This window comes from Microvirga terrae (assembly GCF_013307435.2).
GTDB classification, from domain to species: domain Bacteria; phylum Pseudomonadota; class Alphaproteobacteria; order Rhizobiales; family Beijerinckiaceae; genus Microvirga; species Microvirga terrae.
Window position 1 is genome coordinate 4,289,780 of record NZ_CP102845.1, and the last position, 21,989, is coordinate 4,311,768.

General features: G+C 64.4%; 21 protein-coding genes. 13 read left to right on the forward strand and 8 right to left on the reverse strand.

Going from position 1 to position 21,989, the window contains the following annotated elements; all coding sequences use genetic code 11:
- Window positions 1–1,197 carry an FAD-binding protein gene (locus HPT29_RS20195; RefSeq protein WP_259060209.1) on the reverse strand — a complete coding sequence of 399 codons (1,197 nt, stop codon included), beginning with the start codon at window positions 1,195–1,197 and terminating at the stop codon, window positions 1–3.
- Window positions 1,194–2,627, reverse strand: coding sequence for an FAD-linked oxidase C-terminal domain-containing protein (locus tag HPT29_RS20200; RefSeq protein WP_173946451.1), 1,434 nt, complete (start codon window positions 2,625–2,627; stop codon window positions 1,194–1,196). The genes HPT29_RS20195 and HPT29_RS20200 overlap by 4 nt, the downstream gene beginning before the upstream one ends.
- Before the next feature lie 248 nt (window positions 2,628–2,875).
- Here HPT29_RS20200 and HPT29_RS20205 point away from each other — a divergent pair, with 248 nt between their 5' ends.
- From HPT29_RS20205 to bfr, 8 genes are all read left to right on the forward strand, one after another.
- Window positions 2,876–3,262, forward strand: a complete 387-nt coding sequence (locus HPT29_RS20205; protein WP_173946452.1) for a c-type cytochrome — start codon at window positions 2,876–2,878, stop codon at window positions 3,260–3,262.
- Window positions 3,263–3,492: 230 nt separating this feature from the next.
- Window positions 3,493–4,353, forward strand: coding sequence for a calcium-binding protein (locus HPT29_RS20210; RefSeq protein ID WP_173946453.1), 861 nt, complete (start codon window positions 3,493–3,495; stop codon window positions 4,351–4,353).
- Between the two features lie 146 nt (window positions 4,354–4,499).
- Window positions 4,500–5,276: a (Fe-S)-binding protein gene (locus HPT29_RS20215; protein ID WP_173946454.1), complete on the forward strand. Its 777-nt coding sequence runs from the start codon at window positions 4,500–4,502 to the stop codon at window positions 5,274–5,276.
- Between the two features lie 9 nt (window positions 5,277–5,285).
- A complete protein-coding gene (locus tag HPT29_RS20220; protein WP_173946455.1) occupies window positions 5,286–6,719 on the forward strand; it encodes a LutB/LldF family L-lactate oxidation iron-sulfur protein in 1,434 nt (477 codons plus the stop codon).
- Window positions 6,716–7,387, forward strand: coding sequence for a LutC/YkgG family protein (locus HPT29_RS20225; RefSeq protein ID WP_173946456.1), 672 nt, complete (start codon window positions 6,716–6,718; stop codon window positions 7,385–7,387). Before HPT29_RS20220 ends, HPT29_RS20225 begins: the two co-directional genes overlap by 4 nt.
- 214 nt (window positions 7,388–7,601) lie before the next feature.
- Window positions 7,602–8,171, forward strand: a complete 570-nt coding sequence (locus HPT29_RS20230) for a putative glycolipid-binding domain-containing protein (protein ID WP_173946457.1) — start codon at window positions 7,602–7,604, stop codon at window positions 8,169–8,171.
- A 119-nt stretch (window positions 8,172–8,290) separates the two neighbouring features.
- Window positions 8,291–8,548 (forward strand): (2Fe-2S)-binding protein, encoded by a 258-nt coding sequence (locus HPT29_RS20235; RefSeq protein ID WP_173946458.1) that lies wholly within the window; start codon window positions 8,291–8,293, stop codon window positions 8,546–8,548.
- 192 nt (window positions 8,549–8,740) lie between these two features.
- Complete coding sequence (gene bfr / locus HPT29_RS20240; RefSeq protein WP_173946459.1) at window positions 8,741–9,229, forward strand: bacterioferritin; 489 nt, start codon at window positions 8,741–8,743, stop codon at window positions 9,227–9,229.
- 59 nt (window positions 9,230–9,288) lie between these two features.
- Here the strand turns inward: bfr and HPT29_RS20245 are convergent, their stop codons facing one another.
- From HPT29_RS20245 to HPT29_RS20255, 3 genes are all read right to left on the reverse strand, one after another.
- Window positions 9,289–12,024, reverse strand: a complete 2,736-nt coding sequence (locus HPT29_RS20245; protein WP_173946460.1) for a bifunctional acetate--CoA ligase family protein/GNAT family N-acetyltransferase — start codon at window positions 12,022–12,024, stop codon at window positions 9,289–9,291.
- 130 nt (window positions 12,025–12,154) lie between these two features.
- On the reverse strand, window positions 12,155–12,622 hold the full coding sequence (locus HPT29_RS20250; protein WP_173946461.1) for a GNAT family N-acetyltransferase: 468 nt from the start codon (window positions 12,620–12,622) through the stop codon (window positions 12,155–12,157).
- Window positions 12,622–15,303 (reverse strand): sensor histidine kinase, encoded by a 2,682-nt coding sequence (locus tag HPT29_RS20255; RefSeq protein ID WP_173946462.1) that lies wholly within the window; start codon window positions 15,301–15,303, stop codon window positions 12,622–12,624. Before HPT29_RS20255 ends, HPT29_RS20250 begins: the two co-directional genes overlap by 1 nt.
- Before the next feature lie 204 nt (window positions 15,304–15,507).
- On the opposite strand from HPT29_RS20255, the gene HPT29_RS20260 reads away from it, so the two are divergent.
- The 4 genes from HPT29_RS20260 to HPT29_RS20275 all read left to right on the forward strand — a co-directional run bounded on the left by HPT29_RS20260 (window position 15,508) and on the right by HPT29_RS20275 (window position 17,915).
- Entirely contained in the window at window positions 15,508–15,888 is a 381-nt protein-coding gene (locus tag HPT29_RS20260) for a phasin (RefSeq protein WP_009763815.1), read from the forward strand.
- Between the two features lie 36 nt (window positions 15,889–15,924).
- Window positions 15,925–16,419 carry a phasin family protein gene (locus tag HPT29_RS20265; protein ID WP_173946463.1) on the forward strand — a complete coding sequence of 165 codons (495 nt, stop codon included), beginning with the start codon at window positions 15,925–15,927 and terminating at the stop codon, window positions 16,417–16,419.
- A 62-nt stretch (window positions 16,420–16,481) separates the two neighbouring features.
- Window positions 16,482–16,913, forward strand: coding sequence for an NUDIX hydrolase (locus HPT29_RS20270; protein ID WP_173946464.1), 432 nt, complete (start codon window positions 16,482–16,484; stop codon window positions 16,911–16,913).
- Between the two features lie 294 nt (window positions 16,914–17,207).
- Window positions 17,208–17,915: an outer membrane protein gene (locus HPT29_RS20275; RefSeq protein WP_173946465.1), complete on the forward strand. Its 708-nt coding sequence runs from the start codon at window positions 17,208–17,210 to the stop codon at window positions 17,913–17,915.
- A gap of 67 nt (window positions 17,916–17,982) precedes the next feature.
- On the opposite strand, the gene HPT29_RS20280 is transcribed toward HPT29_RS20275, so the two are convergent.
- Window positions 17,983–18,210, reverse strand: a complete 228-nt coding sequence (locus HPT29_RS20280; protein WP_173946466.1) for a hypothetical protein — start codon at window positions 18,208–18,210, stop codon at window positions 17,983–17,985.
- 579 nt (window positions 18,211–18,789) lie between these two features.
- On the opposite strand from HPT29_RS20280, the gene HPT29_RS20285 reads away from it, so the two are divergent.
- Entirely contained in the window at window positions 18,790–19,098 is a 309-nt protein-coding gene (locus tag HPT29_RS20285) for a hypothetical protein (protein WP_173946467.1), read from the forward strand.
- An 83-nt stretch (window positions 19,099–19,181) separates the two neighbouring features.
- On the opposite strand, the gene mmsB is transcribed toward HPT29_RS20285, so the two are convergent.
- Window positions 19,182–20,327: a multiple monosaccharide ABC transporter permease gene (gene mmsB, locus HPT29_RS20290; RefSeq protein WP_210272002.1), complete on the reverse strand. Its 1,146-nt coding sequence runs from the start codon at window positions 20,325–20,327 to the stop codon at window positions 19,182–19,184.
- Window positions 20,328–20,382: 55 nt separating this feature from the next.
- Complete coding sequence (gene mmsA / locus HPT29_RS20295) at window positions 20,383–21,912, reverse strand: multiple monosaccharide ABC transporter ATP-binding protein (RefSeq protein ID WP_173946469.1); 1,530 nt, start codon at window positions 21,910–21,912, stop codon at window positions 20,383–20,385.
- Window positions 21,913–21,989 lie beyond the last annotated feature (77 nt).

Sequence of the window (21,989 nt, forward strand, 5' to 3'; positions counted from 1 at the left end):
TCAGATCCCCGCGTACATCCGGCCGGGATTGAGGATTCCGGCGGGATCGAAGGACGCCTTGACGCCGCGCGAGAGCGTCATCAGGGCGTCCGATTGCGGTTCGAACACGTCGACGGCGGAGCGGATCTCGGCCGGGGCGCGCACCAGGGTGGCATGGCCGCCGAACGCTCCGGTCGCCTCGCGCAGGACCGACGCGCCCGCATCGCCGTCGACAGGCGTCGAGATCCAGACGAGCCCCCCGCCCCAGTCGTAGAACCATTGCGCGTCGAGGGACTGCGCCACCTGCGCGACCAGGTCGGGCCCCTTGGTCGGCACCGTGGAGACGCGCCAGACGGCCCGGTTGCCCTGATCGGTCAGGAGCGTCACGTCGCGCACCGACTGCCAGAGGGCCTCGGCCCCGACCCCTTCGAGGATGTCCATGAAGCGGAAGCGCCTCAGCAGGCGCTTGAGCTCGTTCATCCGGTAATCGACCGAGATCCTGAAGCCTTCGAGCCGGATCAGCGTGTTGCCGCCCCGGCGGTCGCGGTCTGGAACATGGGCGGCGCCGGTCACGTCGAAGGGCGAGCCGAGCGCCATGGACAGGGCCTCGATGGCTTGCCGGTCGTCGAGGCCGCGGATCACGAGGGTCGCCATGCGCTCCTGCTTGGGCAGCACCTTGAACGTCACCTCGGTCAGGAAGCCCAGCGTGCCCCAGGAGCCGCCCATCAGCTTCACGAGGTCGAGCCCGGTGACGTTCTTCATCACGCGTCCGCCGGATTTCACCACCTCGCCGCGCCCGTTGACGAAGCGCACGCCGATCAGGCTGTCGCGGGCGGCGCCCGCCATGATGCGGCGCGGGCCGGAGATGTTCATGGCCGCCACCGCCCCGATGGTCGGCTCGCCCTTGATGCCGAGCAGTGAGCGGTAATCCATGGGCTCGAAGGGCAGTTCCTGCCCCTTCGCGGCCAGCACCCGCATGACCTCGAGCACCGGCGTGCCGCTGCGCGCGGAGATCACGAGTTCGGCCGGCTCGTAGAGCGTGATCCCGGTCAGGCCCGACGACGAGAGCGACGCGTCGGTCTGGTTCGGCCGTCCCATCGAAGCCTTGGTGCCGTTGCCTCCGACGTTGAGGAGCGTGCCCTTGTCGGCGGCCTCGCGGATGATGATCGACGCGTCCTGCTCGTCGCGGGGGGTATGGCGAGGGGGATCGACGATCACGCGGCGAACCTTCCTTCGAGGGGGAACACCTTCGCCGGGTTGAGGAGCCAGCCGGGGTCGAACACGCCGCGCACGCGCATCTGCTGCTCGAGATCCGTGGCGTTGAACTGGCAGGTCATCAAGTCGCGCTTCTCGATCCCGACGCCATGCTCGCCCGTGAGGCAGCCGCCGACCTCGACGCAGAGCCGGAGGATGTCCTCGCCGGCCTTTTCGGCCTTCTCCATCTCGCCCGGCACGTTGGTGTTGAACATGACGAGCGGATGCAGGTTGCCGTCGCCCGCATGGAACACGTTGGCGACGCCGAGCCCGTAGGACTTCACGATCTCGTCGATCCGGTTGAGCACGTAGGGCAGCTGGCCGGTCGGGATGGTGCCGTCCATGCAGATGTAATCGGCGACGCGCCCCGTGGCCCCGAAGGCGGATTTGCGGCCCTTCCAGATCGCCGCGCTCTCGGCCTCCGATTGCGAGACCTTCATGGTCTTCGGCCGGAACGGCTCGGCGATCGCCACGATGCGGCGGAGCATGTCGTCGATCTCCTGGTCCGAGCCCTCCACCTCGCAGATCAGCATGGCCTCCACGTCGAGCGGATAGCCCGCATGGGCGAAGGCCTCGCAGATCTGGATCGCGGGCTTGTCCATGTATTCGAGCGCCACCGGGATGATGCCCGCCCCGATGATCGCCGCCACGCAGGCGCCCGCATCCTCTACCGACGAGAATCCGAAGAGCGCCGGCCGCGCTCCTTCCGCCGCGCGCAGGATCCGCACCACGGCCTCGGTGACGACGCCGAGCTGCCCCTCCGATCCGCAGATCAGGCCGAGGAGGTCGTAGCCCGCAGCGTCGAGATGCTCGCCGCCGATCTCCACCACCGTGCCGTCGAGCATCACCAGGGTGACGCCGAGCAGGTTGTTGGTGGTCACGCCGTATTTCAGGCAATGGGCCCCGCCCGAGTTCATCGCGATGTTGCCGGCGATCGTGCAGGCGAGCTGGCTCGACGGGTCGGGCGCGTAGAAGAAGCCCTCATGCGACACCGCCTGGCTGATGCCGAGATTGGTAATGCCCGACTGGACGCGCGCCGTGCGTGCCTCGAAATCGACGTTGAGCACCCGGTTCATCTTGGCGACGCCGAGCACGATGGCGTCCTCCTGCGGGATCGCGCCGCCGCACAACGAGGTTCCCGCCCCGCGCGGCACCACCTTGACGCGGTTCTCGTGGCAGAAGCGCAGGATCGCCGAGACCTCCTCCGTGGTCGAGGGCAGCACTACCGCGAGGGGCATCCGGCGATAGGCGGTCAGGCCGTCGGTCTCGAAGGCGCGGCGCTCGTCCTCGGACACGATCAGCGCCTCCGACGCGACAAGGCGTCCCAGACCGTCGACGATCTCCTTCCGTCGCGCCAGAACCGCTTTGTCCGGCTGTGGAAATGCAATGGTCATGGCATCCTCCCGAGGAATCACCGGTGCGTCCCAGGAATGGCTACCTTTACAACAAGGCGGCTTTTCCCGACGGCGTTTTCACATAATCTAGAATGTCTCTAACGCATCGTGGGGAAAAGTGGACCCGGTTTTCCGCAAAGAACGATGCGTCGCTCAAAAAATTCAGCATCGGATGGATCCCAAAAGTGGTGTCCACTTTCGGGTCCGATGCTCTAGGATGGGACAGGGGTCCAGCAAAGGAGTTTTTGATGCGTTCCTTCGTTCTTTCCGCCGCCCTGCTTCTCGCCGGGCTCGGGTCCGCCCAGGCCCAGGATGCGGCTGCCGGCGAGAAGGTCTTCGCCCAGTGCCGGGCCTGCCACCAGGTGGGCGAGAATGCGAAAAACGCCGTGGGCCCGGTGCTGAACGGCCTCTTCGGCCGCCACTCGGGATCGGTCGAGGGCTACAACTACTCCGCGGCCAACAAGAACTCCGGCATCACCTGGGACGAAGCCACGTTCCGCGAGTACATCAAGGACCCGAAAGCCAAGATCCCGGGCACCAAGATGATCTATGCCGGCCTGAAGGACGAGCAGAGGGTCAACGATCTCGTCGCTTACCTCAAGCAATTCGACGCCTCGGGTAAGAAATCCCAGTGACTATTGCGGCCAAGCTCGCATTGCGCTGAATGCAATGCAGGTATCGAACAGCTCCGTTTCAGCATAAAAAGGCCAGCGTGAGCCGGGTTTTCTGCCCGGTTACGCTGGATGTTTCGCAGCGACGCGCCACAGCGTCGTCGATCATCATTGAAACTATATAATGAATCGAAAGTTAGCCTCCTATGTCGGGTGCCGCGAGGCCCCGCATCACGATCATAGGAGAGAGATTCATGGTGAGTCTTCTTGCCAGCATCCATGACCGAATGGCCGAGCTCGATCGGCCCGATCTGTCCAGGATCTCGGGCCTTCCGTTCGGATCCGATCTGCTGTCCCGCCTGCCGGTTCTCGAGCAGAACCCTGCGCCTCCCCCGAACACCATCCTCGGGACCAACGCGGGCGAGACCCTGGACGGAACGTCGTCCGACGATGTGATCGACGCCCTGGGCGGGAGCGATACGGTGTCCGGCAAAGCCGGCGACGACGTGATCGTCACGTCCGGCGACGGCTTCGACCGTCTCTACGGCGATGAAGGAAACGACGAGCTTCGCGGCGGCGATGCCGGCAACCTGCTCCACGGCGGCAGCGGCAACGATCATGCCTATGGCGGCGCAGGCGGCGACAAGCTCAACGGCGACAGCGGCGACGACGTCCTGGAGGGCGGGGCCGGGGTCGACAAGGTCAGCGGCGGATTCGGCCAGGACACCGTCATCGGTGGTGCGGGCACCGACGAGCTCGTGGGCGGCTTCGGTGCGGACGCCTTCCGGTTCACGCAGCTCGACGGCAGCGTCGACGTCGTATCGGAATTCAACTTCATTCCCGACGTCGGAGAAGGCCTCGACCAGGGCGATCGTTTCGAGTTGAACCTCGGCGCCTTCGCGGCCTTGGGCGACGGCGCGGGCAACACCCTGAGCGAAAGCGAATTCGCCCTCGGCACGAAGGCGACGAGTGCCGGCCAGCACATTCTCTACGATCAGGCTGCCGGTGCGCTCTTCTACGACGTGGATGGCAGCGGCACGGCCAAGGCGGTGCAGTTTGCATCCGTCGCCGGACGTGTGGAGCTTCACGCGTCCGACTTCCTGCTGATCGCCTGAGAGACGGTCCTTGCGAAGCGGCCGGGCCTTATGGGTCCGGCCGCTCCCGTGCTTCATGACAGGTCTGCCGGCGGTCCTCTTGACCCAGCCTGATTTACGTTCATGGTACGATCTCAAAAACAACGCGAGATCCTAGAACCGTGAACATGGCCCCGAGACAGACCCGCGTCGGCCTCTTCGTCACCTGCCTCGTCGATCTGATGCGCCCCTCCGTGGGCTTTGCCGCCGTCAAGCTTCTGGAAGATGCCGGCTGCATCGTCGACGTTCCCGTCCAGACCTGCTGCGGGCAGCCGGCCTACAATTCGGGCGACCGCGGCACCACGCGCGACCTCGCCATGCAGGTGATCGAAGCCTTCCACGGCTACGATTACGTGGTGGCGCCCTCGGGCTCCTGCGCGGGCACGATCAAGGTCCACTACCCGGAACTCTTCGAGGAGGACCCGAACTGGCGCGCCAAGGCCGATGCGCTCGCCGCCAGGACCTACGAGCTGACGAGCTTCCTGGTCGACGTGCTCGGCGTCACCAGGGTCGATGCGACGTTCGACGGCGCCGTCACCTATCACGATTCCTGCTCGGGCCTCAGGGAGCTCGGCGTGAAGACCCAGCCGCGCCGGCTTCTCGGGAGCGTGGAGGGCCTGAGCCTCGTCGAGATGAAGGACAGCGACGTCTGCTGCGGCTTCGGCGGCACGTTCGCCGTCAAGTACAGCGACATCTCGGGCGCCATCGTCGACGCCAAGGCCAGGAACGTCGAGGAGGCCCATGCCCCCACCCTGCTCGCCGGCGATCTCGGCTGCCTCATGAACATGGCGGGAAAACTCACCCGCGACGGCCGTCCGATTCAAGTGCGTCATGTGGCGGAGGTTCTGGCCGGCATGACCGACGAACCGCCGATCGGTGTCGCCAAAGCCCCTGCCGTCAAGTAAAAGTCGATCATGACCGTTCATTCCACCTCCCCCCAGTTCAAGCAGAATGCCGCGCGGGCGCTGAACGACGATCAGCTCCAGAAGGCGCTCGGCAACGTGAAGCAGGGCTTCATCGACAAGCGCCAGATGGCGGCCGCCAAGCTGCCGGAATTCGAGGCGCTGCGGGATGCGGCGCGCGACATCAAGAACCACACGCTCGAGCATCTCGACCTCTACCTCGAGGCCTATGAGGAGAAGGTGAGAGCGTCGGGCGGGCACGTGCATTTCGCCCGCAACGCCGATGAGGCCCGCGACATCATTCTCGGCATCTGCCGCGACACGGGGGCCAAGACGGTCACGAAGGGCAAGTCCATGATCTCGGAGGAGATCGGGATCAACCATCACCTGGAGGCGAACGGCATCCGGCCGGTCGAGACCGATCTCGGCGAATACATCATCCAGCTGCGCGGCGAGCTGCCGAGCCACATCATCGCGCCGGCCGTTCACCTCAACGCCACCCAGGTCGAGGAGGATTTCCGGCGCGTCCATACGCATCTCGACGCCAAGCGCGACCTTTCCGAGCCGGTGCAGCTTCTCACCGAGGCCCGGGCCGTCCTGCGCGAGCGGTTCCTGGCGGCGGATGTCGGCATCACGGGCGCCAACTTCCTGGTGGCGGAGACCGGCACCTCGATCATCGTGACCAACGAGGGCAACGGCGATCTGACCCAGATCCTGCCGAAGACCCATATCGTGCTCGCGTCCATCGAGAAGCTCGTCCCGACGCTCGAGGACGTCAGCCAGCTCCTGCGCGTTCTCGCCCGTTCGGCCACGGGCCAGGAGATGTCGGTCTACACCACCTTCTCCACCGGCCCCCGCCGCAGCCCCGATGCGGACGGGCCGGAGAACTACCACGTCGTCATCCTCGACAACGGCCGCTCCTCCATGCTTGGCACGAGCTTCGAGGAGATGCTGCGCTGCATCCGGTGCGGCGCCTGCATGAATCATTGCCCGGTCTATCACGCGGTCGGCGGGCACGCCTATGGCTGGGTCTATCCCGGCCCCATGGGGGCGGTGCTCACGCCCTCGCTGATCGGCGTCGACAAGGCCGGCCACCTGCCCAACGCGTCCACGTTCTGTGGGCGCTGCGAGAGCGTGTGCCCGGTCAGGATCCCGCTGCCGAAACTCATGCGCCACTGGCGCGAACGGGAATTCGAACGGCACCTGACCCCCGCCACCGTCCGGTCCGGCCTCCAGCTCTGGGGCTTCTTCGCCAGGCGCCCCGCCCTCTACCGGCTGGCGACCCGCGCCGCCATGGGGGCGCTCGCCCTCGCCGGACGCCAGCGCGGCCGCTTCGCATGGCTGCCCATGGCCAAGGGCTGGACCAAGTACCGCGACTTCCCGGCCCCGCAGGGCGAGACCTTCCAGCAGCGCTGGAAGCGCGAGCGCAAGGGGGCCCGCGCATGAGCGCCCGCGACGACATTTTCGCCAACATTCGCCGCTCCCTCGGCGTCAAGGGCAGCGAGACCATCCGGCGGCAGATCGTGGCCGACCGCCTGGAACGCGCCCCCAAGGGCGTGATCCCCCAGCGCGGGCAGGTGTCCGGCGAGGAGCGCATCGCGCTCTTCAAGACCATGGTCGAAACGGCGCTCGCCACGGTGACAGAGGTCGCCTCCCCGGCGGAGGTGCCGCAATCCATCGCGCTCTTCCTGCGCAACCACAACCTGCCTGCGACCCTGCGCATGGGCGACGATCCGCGCCTGCAGGCGATGCCCTGGTCCGAGACCGCCCTCGAGATCGCCCATGGGCCGAGCGAGGGCCGCGACCTCAACGCGGTGAGCCACGCCTTCGGGGGCGTGGCCGAATCCGGCACCCTCGCCATGGTGTCGGGGCACCAGAACCCGTCCACCCTCAACTTCCTGCCCGACAACCACATCATCGTGGTGTCGGCCAAGGACATCGCGGGCGATTACGAATCCGTCTGGAATCGGGTCCGCTTCGCCTACGGCAAGGGCACGATGCCGCGCACGGTGAACTGGATCACCGGCCCGTCCCGGTCCGGCGACATCGAGCAGACCCTGCTGCTCGGCGCCCACGGCCCGCGGCGCCTGCATGTGGTGGTGGTGCGGGACTGAGGGCCTCGCGCCGGACCGTTGCCCCGATTTCAGGCACAAGCCGCTCCTGCATGTGATCACCGGCCTTGTGCCGGTGATCCCGCTTCTGTGTGGCGCCGCGCCTTTCCGATCGGGATGGCCGGCACAAGGCCGGCCATGACGGGGCGGGCGATTCGACAAGCCGCCTGGCTGAGCCATAATCGACCGGCACAAGAGCTGCGCCCCGGAGCCCCCCATGTCCATCCCGACCCTGATCTTCCGCGCCCTCCGCTGGTCGGCCTGGGACGGCTGCGAGGCAGGATTGGAGCATGTGGACGTGCGTCCGGCCGATGGCGGGCTCGCCATCTCGGGCGTCGTCGTTGGCCGGGAGGGCGAGGACGAGTTCGGCCTCTCCTATCGGGTCAGGCTGGATGCGCTGTGGCACACGAAGGAGGTCCACGTGAGGACCACCTCGGGGCACGTGCTGCATCTGGAGAGCGACGGCCGCGGGCACTGGCGCGAGAACGGCAAGGACCGGCCGGACCTGCAGGGCTGCATCGATGTCGACATCCAGGCGACGCCCCTGACCAACACGCTCCCGATCCGGCGCCTCGACCTGGAGACCGGCGAGAGCATGGACATCCGGCTCTGCTACATCGGCGTGCCCGATCTGACCGTCTCTCCAGCCGATCAGCGCTATACGGCGATCGATGCGGGCTCCCTCTACCGGTTCGAGAGCCTGGAGAGCGGCTTCACCGCCGATCTCCCCGTGGACGGGGACGGCTTCGTCCTGGACTATCCCAGGTTGTTCAAACGCCTAGGCTGACGCATTACGACGTGGCCGTGACATCTGGGCACAGGGAATAGTGCTGGCGCCCGGCGGTTTTTTTCGTTAAGTCTTTGATATCACATGTAGTTTTTAGTCATTCTAAACTAGAACAACAAATGATCGTCTGCTCCTGCAACATCCTCTCCGACGGTGATGTCAAAGCGTGCCTCAAGCCGGGACCGGAATGTCCCCGCACCCCGGCGCAGGTCTATCGCTGTCTCGGCTGCAGCCCCAATTGCGGGCGCTGCGCGCGGACGATCCGCGCGATCATGGACCAGGCGCTGATCGATGCGGGAGTCGAGCCCATCGCGGCCTGCAACCGCGGCTGCTGCCCGACCGCTTTGGAAAAAGCCGCCGCCGAACCCACCCTTTGAAGAAAACAACTTCCACCCTAGTTCACAAATCCTCTAAAGACTGTTCCGGCGCATCCGGCGCCTTGAGTATCGGACCCAAACGTGGACCGCACTTTTGGGATCCATCCGATGCTTTTTCTGGATGGGCGCATCGTTCGAGCTGAAAACCGGATCCACTTTTCCGCACGATGCGCCAGTGAACGAGAGGGTAGGATGAAGGGTGATCCCAAGGTAATCGAGTATCTCAATCGCGGCCTGCGCAGCGAGCTGACGGCGGTCAACCAGTACTGGCTGCACTACCGGCTCCTGGACGATTGGGGATACAAGGAACTTGCGAAGACCTGGCGCAAGGAATCCATCGAGGAGATGCACCACGCCGACCGCTTCATCGAGCGCATCATCTTCCTTGAGGGCTTCGCCAACCTGCAGGTGCTCGATCCCCTGCGCATCGGCCAGAACATCCAGGAAATCCTCGAATCCGACCTGGCGGCGGAATACGACGCGCGCAACCTCTACGGCGAGGCGGCGGCCTATTGCGACAGCATCGGCGACCGGGTGTCCAAGAACCTCTTCGAGGAGCTGATGGCCGACGAGGAAGGCCATATCGACTTCCTCGAGACCCAGATCAACCTCGTCGAGCAGGTCGGCATCGAGCTCTACGCCCAGAAGCATATCGGCGGGCTCCAGGACGACCACGATTAAGCATTCGCCATCATTCCGATGCAGGACACGGCCCGCCCTCCCGGCGGGCCGTCTTCGTTTCACCCCGGCGGCGGCTGCTGCTGCGCGAGCTTTTCCGGCTCGTGGATCGACGCGATCGGCAGGGTGACCAGGCGCAGTTCCGGATCATCCGGATCGACCCGGACCGAGAAGCCGAGGCTGCGGCACATGTCGAGCATGGTGGAATTCTCGCGCAGGACCTGGCCTTCGATCTCGTGCAGGCCGTCCACCTTGGCCCATTCGATCATCAGGCGCATCAACTCCCAGCCCAGGCCGAGCCCCTTGAGGTCCGAGCGGAGCAGGATGCCGTATTCGCCGGTTTCATGGTTGGCATCCGCATGGAGGCGGACCGCGCCCATCATCTCGCCCGTCGCCTCGTCGAAGGCCACGAAAGCGATGGCGCGGGCATAGTCGAGCTGCGTCAGACGGGCCAGGAAGGTGTGGCTGAAGTCGCGCACCGGCGCGAAGAACCGAAGGCGCAGGTCCTCGGGCGTGATCTGCTCGAAAAAGCGCCGGAACTCCGCCTCGTCCTCCGGCCGGACGGGCCGCACGAACGCCGTCCGTCCATTGCGCAGCTTGATCGTGCGCTCCCATTCCTTCGGGTACGGCCTGACCGCGAACCGCGGATGGCCGCTCCCCTTCCGGGTTTCGGGCGCGACCGCCACGCGGGCATCGACCGCGATCACCCCGGTTTGGTCGGCCAGCAGGGGATTGATGTCGAGTTCGCGGATCTCCGGGATGTCGGCGGCCATCTGCGCCAGCTTCACCAGCGTGAGGGCGATCGCTCCCTCGTCGGCCGCCGGGACGTCCCGGTAGGCCTTCAGGCGCCGGGACACCCGGGTGCGGGCGATCAGGTCGCCCGCGAGTTTCAGGTCGAGGGGCGGCAGGGCCAGCGCCTTGTCGTTGATGACCTCGACCGCCGTGCCACCGCGCCCGAACAGCACGACGGGGCCGAAGGAGGGATCGTCCGCGAGACCCACGATGAGCTCGCGGGCCTTGGCCCGCCGCACCATGGGCTGAACGGTGACGCCCGTCACATGAGCCTGCGGCTTCAGGCGGGCCGCGCGCTCGAAGATCTCGGCGGCGGCCTTCCTGACCCCCTCCTCGGTGGTCAGGTCCAGCTTCACGCCGCCGATGTCGGACTTGTGCATGATGTCCGGCGAGAGAACCTTGACGGCCACCGTGCCTCCCTCGGCGATGATCGGCCGGGCCGCCTCCCCGGCTTCGTCCGGCGTGGTCGCGAGGGTGACCGGCACCGTCGGAATGTCGTAGGCCCGCAGCAGGGCATTGACCTCGAGCGGGTCGAGCCAGCGCCGGCCCTGCGCCAGCACATGCGCGACGACGGCTCGCGCGGCCTCCGTGTCCGGCTCGAAGTCATGCGGGAGGTTGTCCGGCGTCTCCATCAGCTCCTCCTGCGCCTCCCGGTAGCGCACGAGCTGCATGAAGCCGCGGACCGCGTCGGCCTCAGTGGCGAAATTCGGGATCCGCGCCTCCTCGAAGAGGCGGGCCGAGTCCGGATCCTCGCCGATCCAGGCGGCGAAGACCGGCTTCTGCCGGTAGCCCCGGGAGCGGTCCCGCCGGACCACGTCGACAACGGCTGCGGCGACGTCGGAGGCCCCCGCGATGGCCGTGGGCACGTTGAGGATCAGAACCGCATCGTTCTCGGGATCGGCCAGCAGGGCCTCGAGGGCCCCCGCGTACCGGGCCGGGTCCGCATCGCCGACGATGTCGATGGGATTGGCGTGGGACCAGGTCGGCGGCAGGATGGCGTCGAGGGAATTACGGGTTTTCTCCGACAGGGGCGCGAGCGTTCCGCCGAGATCGACCAAACGGTCGACGGCGAGAACCCCGATCCCACCTCCATTGGTAAGAACTGCCAAACGGCTTCCAGAAAACGGCTTCTGCCGTCCCAGGGTCTCGGCTGCGGCGAAGAGCTGGTCGAGGTCGAGTACCCGAAGCAGGCCGGCCCGTCGGAAGGCCGCGTCATAGACGGCGTCGGACCCGGCCAGGGCCCCGGTATGGGTCGCGGCAGCCCGGGCTCCCTGAGCGTGCCGCCCGGCCTTGATGACCACCACCGGCTTGACGCGCGCGGCGGCCCGGGCCGCCGACATGAATTTCTGCGCGTTGTCGATGGACTCGATGTAGAGGAGGATCGCCCGGGTGCCGCTGTCGGCGGAGAAGAAGTCCAGGCAATCGCTGAAATCGACATCGACCTTGTCGCCCAGGGACACGATGGCCGAGAACCCCACCTGCCGCTGGGCGGCCCATTCGACGAGACCGGCGGCGAGCGCACCGGACTGGGACACGAGAGCCAGGTCCCCGGGCCTGACATTATGAGCGGCGAAGCTGGCGTTCATCCTGGCGCGCGGTGCCAGTACGCCGATGCAGTTGGGGCCGACGATGCGCAGCCCGTGAGCACGCGCCGCGAGCCGGACCTGATCGCCCAGGGAACCTGCGCCGTATCCCATCCCGGCGGTCGCCACGATGGCGGCGCTCACGCCCGCTCGACCGGCCTCCTCAATCACGCCGAGCACCCGCTCGGGCGGCACCGCCACCACGACGAGGTCGGGGATCTCCGGAAGCTGTTCCACGGATGCGAAGCAGGGCCTGCCCTCGACCTCGATATGATGCGGATTGACGGGAAAAAGCTCTCCGTCGAAGCCTCCTGCGATCAGATTGCGCACGAAGATCAGGCCGAGAGAACCGGGACGAGGGCTCGCGCCGACCACCGCGATGGAACGGGGGGAAAACAGCCGATCGAGGCGATAGGTAGACATGGCGATCCTTCGTCTCGTGGAGCATCCGAACCCAGTACGTATCGCGGCCGCTCATATCTGCAATATGCATCGGCATCGTTGATCGATCGCAATTCGCCGAGGATGGGAAGCATGACGCGGAAAGATCCGGTTACGAACCGTGCCGGATTTCGGGGCGGGCCCACCGGTAATGCGCATCCGGACATTGCTCCTCGTTGCCCGAACCATCGGTTACCGTGACCAAATCGAACCCGTGGTGTTCATAGAAGCGGCGTGCCTGCGCGTTCTCCTGAAACGTCCAGAGGTTCAGCTCGGCACGATTGTCCCTGACGGAGGACAGGAGAGCCGATCCGACGCCCCTTCCGTGCCATGCCGGATCGACGTAAAGGTGTTCCAGCCAATCCTGCCGCGCAGCGGCAAACCCGATAGGCTGGGTGCCCGCCTCGGCCAGCCAGACCTCGGATGTCGGAAAAACCGTCCCCCGAAAGAAGGCGAGATCCTCATCTGGAGTGTGAAGATCCGGCAGGTAAGGCAGGCAGGTCTGGCGGACGCGACGGTTCAGGTCGGCGATTGTCGGCACGTCCGCCAGAGCGGCGCGGCGGAGCGCGAAGCCAGGCACTATTCAGCCAGGACGCGTGTCGGAGGAAAGATCACCTCGACGAGGGTTCCCTCGCTTGGCTTGCTCGCGATCTGCAGCGCGCCCCGGTTCGCTTCGACGAGCGCCTTGGTCAGCGGCAATCCGAGGCCCGTGCCGCCGCGCTTGCGCGAGGTGGCGAGCTGGCGGAACGGCTCGAGCGCCGCTTCGACCTCCTCGGGCGTCATTCCGATCCCGGTATCGCGCACGCGGAAAGCTACCTCGCCCTGATCCGTGATCGCCGTGGAAACGATGACCTGCCCGCCCGCATCGGTGAACTTGATGGCATTGGAGACGAGATTGAGGACGATCTGGCGCATGGACCGCTCATCGGCCACCACCGGCGGCAGCTTCGGCGCGAAGCTCATGCGCATGACGATGCGGTCGCGCGCAGCCTGGGGCTGAAGCAGGGTCACGCAGGACGAGACCAGTTCGTTGAGGCTCACCCCCGTGAAGGACAGCTCCAGACGGCCAGCCTCGATCTTCGCAAGATCCAAAAGATCGTTCACGAGGCTGATCACATGGGACCCGGAGGCATGAACGTCTTTGAGATACTCCTTGTAGCGTTCATTGCCGATGGCGCCGAACCGCTCTTCGAGCATGACCTCGGCGAAGCCCAGGATGGCGTTCAGCGGCGTGCGGATTTCATGGCTGATCTTGGCCAGGAGATCGGATTTCTGAGCGCTCGCCTCCTCGGCCGCGTGCTTGGCGCCGATCAACTCGCCCTCCGCCCGCTTGAAAACCGTGATGTCGCGAAGAACCGCGCAGAAGCGGCGATCCGGCCCGTCGCCGAGACGGCCCATCGTCATGAAGAGCGGAATCGACCCGCCCTGACGCTCCCGGCCGAGCACCTCACGCCCATCATTGAGCAGGCTCCGGACACCGGGGGTGCGCAGGCTCTCCAGGTAGTCGAGAGCGACCATATGGCTCTCCGGGGCCAGGAGAACGGTGATCGCATCGCCCGCCACCGCCTGCTCGTCATAGCCGAAGAGCGCCTCGGCCGAGCGGTTGAGGGAGAGGATGCGTCCCGTTTCGTTGAGCACAATAACGCCGTCGGTTGCCGTATCGAGGATCGCCTCCAATTCATGGATCCGGCTGTCCTGGACAGACGCCGGAGCGTCGCCGCCGGCCGCAATCCGGACGACCATCAGATCGGCCGGCTCGCCCCCCCACTCGGCAGACGCGGAGCGCACGGCAACGGCGATCGTCTCGCCGGCCCTTGTGGTGAGCGCGAGAGTAGAGTCACCGTCGCCTGCACCGCCGAGAGCGGGGGAGCCGCGAAACAGGTGGACGATCCCCCCGTCCGAGCGGATCTGTTCGATGTCGTCGTAGCCGGTCAGGTCGAGAAGAAAGCGATTGCCGAACAAGACGGTCTCGCCGCGATGGACCAGCACACCGATGGGCAGGCGGTCGAGCACCCGGTCACCCTTATCTGAAGCAGTCGGCGGCTCCAGTGAGGACGGACCGGGCTCGGGAGCACCCACCGGCTCTTCAGGGACCCTATCATCCTGGGCTGGCCCGTTGTGCTCCAGCCGCGCCCCCAGCGCGCGGGCGATCTCACGAAAGGCGTTGCGCTCCGCAGTGGAAAGTCCCGATGTCTGACCAGTCTTTTCGGCAGGACGGCTCTGCTCGCGCGGCTCCGGATCAGACGGCCTGGGAGTGGACAGAGCCTCGGTCACTCGATGGCGAAGACTCGAAAACCAACTTTCCTCTCCGGGCTGCTCGGGTTCGGCGGAAGGCTCCTCATCCGGCATCTCCTCAGGGGGACGGAACGGCAGCGTCTCGTCGTTGACGAGGCTTTGTGCAATCAGATCGGCCGGGACAATCGAGGGTTCATCCTGTGCCTCGCGCTCGCGAACATCCTCCATGCGCAGGAGCCCGAAGCCGCGGAAGCCGACGAGTTCCCGGCCCAAGCCGAAGACCGGCATGCCGGCCCAGTCGACGGGCACCTGCAGCCGTGAATTGTCGACGCTCCAGAGAACGGTGTGCCCGCTCCAGGTTTCGCGGCGCGAGAAAAGGGCCGCCACGGCCCCGTCAGGATCCTCAACGACCGTCTGGGCCACCTCCTCCCATGTCAGACCGAGGATGTTGCCAGCGATCGGTCCCACAGCCCGGGCAAGATCAGGCGACACATCGGTGAAACGGGTCTGTGCATCCGCGTGCCAGATGAAGCGGACCGGACCGGTACGCTTGATGGGCGGAGAGGCGCTCTCGACGTCGCTTGGCACAGCGGGCTCGGAAGCCGATTCCTCGACCGGTTGGACCGTGCGACGACGGGACGAAGGCTTTGGCACGCCGCCGGAGAAAACTGTCACCAAGACGGTTTCGCCATTCTCCAGCGACTCCAGACGGCAGAGGGCCGCGACTGGGAGCCAGGGGCGGTTCGGATCAAGGCGGAGCCGCTCCTGGCGAACTCCCTGCCGCGGTGCGCGGCCACCTGCCAGGGCCTTGATGCGGTCATGAGCCCGGAACCCCGGGACCACCTGCCCCATCGCGTCGGTGAATGCGTCCTGCACCCCCCGGGCCGCTGGAGACGCCCAAAGCAGCCTGTCGCCAGTCTGGTCCCAGACAAGCACGCCCGCGTCAGGCTTGGCCAGAAGGCGCAAGTCCGGCTCCGCGGCAAGCCGCGCCATCAGCGCCTCGAATGGGTTGGGTCCGCCCGTCATTAACGGTCCTTGCTGTGAACTGCCTTCGATCCACCTCTGGCAGAGCTTTTAGCCTAATATCAGCGGCCAAGCATGCAAAGCACCGACACTTGAATCCTTTTACTTTCAGGTAACCTTAATAAGGGCGACGCAAAAGGGAGTTGATTTTGCAGCGCACAATGTGATATTGCACTGCACAAATCCCTCAACGAGCAGGAGTATCCTATGGCCACGAACCCGACCCAAAATTATGAAGTTCCCCCGGAGATGCGCGACTTCGCCGAGAAGAGCGTCGAGCAGGCCCGCAAGGCCATCGACGGCTTCATGAGCGCCGCTCAAAAGACTGCCGACACTTTCGAAGGCTCAGCCAACACCGTTCAGGCCAGCGCAAAGGATGCTGCGCGCAAGACCTTCGCCTATACCGAGCAGAACCTCTCGGCTGCCTTCGACCTCGCTCAGCGGATGGTGCGCGCGAAGGACATGCAGGAAGCCATGCAGATCCAGGCCGAGTTCGTCCGGACCCAGTTCGAGGCGATGCAGACCCAGATGAAGGAGTTCGGCTCTCTGGCTCAATCGGCCATGAAGCAGCCCGGATCCAAGAAGTAAGCACCCTGCTCCTTTAGACCTTGCGAGGACGTCACGATGGCGGAAGTGAAGAAGCCCAAAGCCAAGAGTACAGCCAAGAGCATGCAGAAAGCCGGCGATCTGGTCGAGATGGCTGCCATCCCGACCGCCGACACGGTCGAGGCCGTCACCGAGGCGACGCCCGTTCCCCATTCTGCGACTGCCACAGCTCCCATTGAGGCCGGAACCTTCTTCTCATCCGCCAGGAAGCAGGGTGATGCCCTCCGCCAAGCCATGAGCGAAGCGGCGGCGGCATCGGCCAAGGGCGCCCTCGAGGTGAACGACAAGATCATCGACGCCATGATCACGCAGCGCCATGCTGCGCTCGACCTGTGGCGCTCGGCCATCAAACCGTCCCCACTTCCTGAGGCCTTCAACGCCCAGAGCCAAGCGGCTCGTCAGGTCTTTGAGGCGGCTTCCTCGCAGTGGAAAGATATCGCCGAGACCACGGCTCTCTGGTTCACCAAGAGCCTCGAGCCTTTGCAATCGGCACTGCACCGCTCGGGTCGCTGACCACACTCCACATCGGCGCTGCATTGTATTAAGGCTCGGCCGTTCATGGCCGGGCCTTTTTCATGTTCACATCCCCGATTCCTGCCGTCATTGCCGTCGTGATCCGGGACGGCTACACTCTGCTCGTGCGGCGCGCCAACCCGCCCGATGCCGGTCTATGGGGCTTTCCCGGCGGCAAGATCGAGTTCGGCGAAACGGTCGAGGAAGCGACGATGCGGGAGCTTCTGGAGGAAACCGCCGTTCATGCGGAAGCCCAGGATGTCATCACCACGCTCGATGTCATCACGCGGGGTTCAGGCGGGCAGGTTCAGCAGCACTATATTCTGACCGCCGTGCAATGCCGTTGGATTTCAGGCGAGCCGATCGCCGGCGACGATGCTCTTGAGGCAAAGTGGTTTCTTATCGAGGATCTCGATCCGACCGTCCTGCCGATGAGTGCAGATGTGGATGTTGTCGCCCGCCGCGCAAAGGCCTTGAACCTTCGTGACTCCTGAGACGCACGCCCAATGCAAAAAGGCCTCGCCCCGAAAAAGGCGAGGCCAAGTTTTGTCTCTTACTTGGAGGCCTCGCGGCCAAACTTCACGCTGGGATCTGCGCACAACAGGCGCAAGACCTCAAGTCGGGCGCGGCTGAAATGGTTGATGAACAGTAAACGTTCATCAATCGTCAATCATATTTCGAATGGTTCCCGCTTCCGATATTGCAACATTCTCTCGCTATCCTTTATTACACCCGGGACGGGCAATAAATGCCTATCTGATCTTGGTTGCAAAGCACGGAATACAGTAATGCGTACCTCTGCTCTTGGACTGCTCGCTGCCACGGCGGCTCTTGTCATTGCGGCTTCGCCGGCGCACGCGGCTGACCTGCCGGGCCGTTATTCTCCTGCTCCCGCCTACAATGCTCTTCCTGTCTTCACCTGGACGGGCTTCTACGCCGGTCTGAATGCCGGCTACGGCTGGAACGCGGGCGACAGCCGCTTCTACGATCCGGCTTTCGGCACCATCAAGGGGCGCCGGAGCGGCGGCTTCGTCGGTGGTGCTCAGGCTGGCTACAACTATCAGTTCGGCATGTTCGTGGCCGGCGCTGAAACGGACCTGCAATACGCCGCCGTCGGCAACAAGGGCGCGTCCTACGGCACGACCTATTATCCCGGCGATTCGGATGGCTTCTTCGGCACGATCCGCGCGCGCGCTGGTGTCGCCTTCGACCGGGCCCTCGTCTATGGCACGGGCGGCTTCGCCTATGGCGATATCGGCGGCAACCGGGGCTATGACCCGCTGCTCGGCTATCACAGCGGCGACGAGATCAACTGGGGCTGGACCCTCGGCGGCGGTGTGGAATATGCCATCACCAACAATTTCACCGCCAAGGTCGAAGGCCTCTATGTCGATCTCGACACGAAGGACAACTACAATCTCGGCGGTCGGGTCAACGTGAACCGCGATGCCGAGTTCGGCGTGCTCCGCGCCGGCGTGAATTACAAGTTCAACTGATCAGGCCCTGCCCTCGAAAAGCGAAAGGCCCGATGGCGACATCGGGCCTTTTCATTTGTTCGAAGCATCAAGGATCGTTCACGCTTTTTGGTACCCTGAACTGATCCCGTCCGGTTTCGCTGCGCTTGATGGCGAGCAGACGCCGCGCCGCGATGGCACCCGGTTCGGTGGGATGAAGTCTGTTGTTGAGCACCTCGATCTGCCAACGCTGCAACTCGAGCAGGGCTTGCAGGCCTTTCACCCGGGCCTGGAGAGCGAGAGCATCCTTCAAAGGGTCTGGTCCGCCAGTCGGCATGGGACCATCCCTGATAATCTTGGGATGAATCATGTCTGAACGCGCAATAGGAGGGATCAAGCACTAGTCGATTCCACACCAGGAACATAGTCCCCGAAGCAGCTGTGCAATACGATTTAAATTATACGCTATTACGTCAGAAATATGGCTCCTCTCAAGGTCGGTATGGCGTGCAGGAACCTGGGAACGGTCAGGCGGTTGGATCAGCACAGCTTACTGGAGATTGTCATGCCCGAGACCCGTCATGAGAGGGAGGCCGAAAAGATCCTAGGCTCGTTGAGCCGAGTGGCACACGATGCAGAAGCCCTGCTGCAGAGCCGTCGCCTGCTGGCTGAAGCTCTCGAGGACGCCGAGGAGAGAGGACGTCGGATGTCCGCACAACGGAAGGAGTCGAGTGGTTGAGGTTCTTCACCCTTCTCTAACCCTGGCCATGCGATGCCTGTTGCCGGCGGCCACCCTCCCCCTGCGACATTGATACCGAGGAACGGCCTATGACGAGGCACGTTCCTTCCCTGTGCGATAGGACACAGCGGAAAACTCTCGGGCGTGGTGATCTCCGAGTGTTGGGAGAATCGGTCAATGCGCTCCACTTCGTTTGCAATCACGCTCGGCACCCTGGGTGCCCTGGCGGTCGGGTCTGCCGCTCAGTCGGCCGATACCCGCGTTGCATCCATGCCTTTCGGCGAGTGCCTTTCGATCATCAACGAGGCCGCGCAGGATGTTGACGAGGAGCCGGTCAAGCTGGTGAGCACGAGCGACATCGTGACCGTTCGCATCAATGCCTCGGACGGCTTCGTCACAGTGTCCTGCGACCGGCGCAATGACAGGATGACCTTGACCAAAAGTCCCGTTCCTGAAGCCGCCGGCATGACGGCGGAGGCCCGCTAAGCTTAACGCTTTCAGCCTCATCCCAAATCGAAACGGCGAGCCGAGGCTCGCCGTTCTGCTGAGTCGTGTCAGTGGAAGCGCGCCTACTTCTTCCGGTTGTAGACGTCGAGCGAGACGGCCGCGAGCAGCACGAGGCCTTTGATCACCTGCTGATAGTCGATGCCGATGCCGAGGATCGACATGCCGTTGTTCATCACGCCCATGACGAAGGCGCCTATAACCGCACCCGTCACCTTGCCGACGCCACCTGTCGCCGAGGCGCCGCCGATGAACACGGCCGCGATCACGTCGAGCTCGAACCCGAGGCCGGCCTTCGGGGTCGCGGTGTTGAGGCGGGCGGCGAAGATCAGGCCGGCGAGTCCCGCCAGCACACCCATGTTGACAAAGGTCAGGAAGGTCAGGCGCTCCGTCTTGATGCCCGACAGCTTGGCCGCCTTCTCGTTGCCTCCGAGCGCATAGATGCGCCGGCCGATCGTGGTGCGGTTGGTCACGAAAGCGTAAAGGGCGATCAGCACCGCCATGATGACAAGCACGTTCGGCAGGCCGCGATAGGTCGCCATCAGATAGCAGAACGCAACCACCAGAACGGCCAGAAGGCCGTTCTTGAACAGGAACAGCCCGAATGGTGCCGTCTCGACTGCATGCTTGAGCTGATTGGCCCGGCTGCGGAAGCTGAAATAGATGATCGCAGCCACGCTGGCGGCACCCAGAAACAGCGCCGTGTAGTTGAAGCCCTCGCCACCAAAGACGTCCGGAATGAAGCCGGAGCTCAGGCGTTGGAACACCACCGGGAATGGGCCGACCGACATGCCGCCGAGGAGCGCCAGGGTCAGGCCCTTGAACACCAGCATGCCGGCAAGCGTGACGATGAAGGACGGGACCTTGAAATACGCGACCCAGTAGCCTTGAGCGGCACCGATGAGCCCACCCACGATAAGGCAGGCGATGGTGGTCGTCACGGGATCGAAGCCCCAGCGCACCATCATCATGGCGGCAAGGCCCCCGACGAAGCCCACGATAGAGCCGACCGAGAGGTCGATGTGCCCGGCCACGATGACCAGGAGCATCCCCAACGCCATGATGACGATGTAACTGTTCTGGAGCACCAGGTTGGTGAGGTTGAGCGGTCGCAGCAGGGTTCCGTCGGTCACCACCTGGAAGAACAGCATGATGACCAGAAGCGACAGCAGCATGCCGTAGTCGCGGAAATGGGTTTTGACGAACTCCATCCACGACGTTGTCTGCTGGGGAACGTGAAGCTCGTCAGCGGTTCTCGTGTCCATCTCAGCGTCTCCCCGACTTAACGATAGCGTGCATGATCTTTTCCTGGGATGCCTCGGCGATGTCGAGCTCGGCAATCAGGGAGCCTTCGTTCATGACATAGATCCGGTCGCACATGCCGAGCAGTTCCGGCATTTCCGAGGATATCATGAGTACACCCTTGCCGGCATCGGCCAGTCGGTTGATGATCGTGTAGATTTCGTACTTCGCCCCGACGTCGATGCCGCGGGTCGGCTCGTCCAGGATCAGAATTTCCGGATCCGAGAAGAGCCACTTGCTCAGGACCACCTTCTGCTGGTTACCGCCGGAGAGGTTCACCGTCTCCTGGAAGACGTTGGAGCACCGGATCCGCATCTTGCCCCGGTAGTCGTTGGCGACCGCCAGTTCCTGAATATCGTCGATGACGAGATTTTTTGAGACGCCCTCGAGATTGGCGAGCGTCACGTTCTTGCGGATGTCCTCGGCCAGAACCAGGCCATAGGTCTTCCTGTCCTCGGTCGCATAGGCGATGCCGTTGGAAACGGCCTTCTCGACGGTGCCGACGTCGATCTCCTTGCCGTGCAGGGTCACTCGGCCAGAGATGTTCTGGCCGTAGCTGCGGCCGAACAGGCTCATGGCGAACTCGGTTCGTCCTGCCCCCATCAGCCCGGCGATGCCGACGATCTCCCCGCGCCGGATGGTCAAGTTGACGTTCTTGACCACCTGCACGTGGCTGTGGAGCGGATGATAGGCCGACCAGTTTTCAACCTGGAAGATCGGTTCGCCGATCTTTGGCTCGCGTGTCGGGTAGCGATCTTCCATGGTGCGGCCCACCATGCCCCGGATGATCCGGTCCTCGCTCACCTCCTCCGCCCGGCAGTCGAGCGTCTCGACCGTGCCGCCGTCGCGCAGGACCGTGATGGAATCGGCGACCTTCGAGATCTCGTTGAGCTTGTGCGAGATCAGGATCGACGAGATGCCCTGCTCCTTGAACCGGAGCAGCAGGGTCAGGAGCGCATCGCTGTCCTTTTCGTTCAAGCTGGCGGTTGGCTCGTCCAGGATGAGGAGTTTCACCTTCTTGGAAAGCGCCTTGGCAATTTCCACCAGCTGCTGCTTGCCCACACCGAGGTTGGTGATCAGTTCGTCGGGAGATTCGTTGAGGCCGACGAGCTTCAGCAGCTCTTTGGTTCTTGCAAATGCAATCGACCAATCGATCACCCCGTACTTGGCCTGCTCGTTGCCGAGGAAGATGTTCTCCGCGATCGACAGGAGGGGCACCAAGGCAAGTTCCTGGTGGATGATGATGATGCCGAGCTTCTCGCTGTCGGCGATGCCCGAGAAACGTCGCTCCTCGCCCTCGTAGCGGATCTCGCCGGAATAGGAGCCGTGCGGATAGACCCCGCTCAGGACCTTCATCAGCGTGGATTTTCCGGCGCCGTTCTCGCCCACCAGGGCATGAATCTCGCCGGCCTTGACCGAGATGTTGACGTTGTCGAGCGCCTTCACGCCCGGGAACGTCTTGGTGATCCCCCGCATCTCAAGGATCGCATTCATTGCATGACCTCAGGCAAAAAGCCTTCCAGAAACGAGCAAGGACCCTGCGCGAGTGCGCAGGGTCCATTCTTCATCGC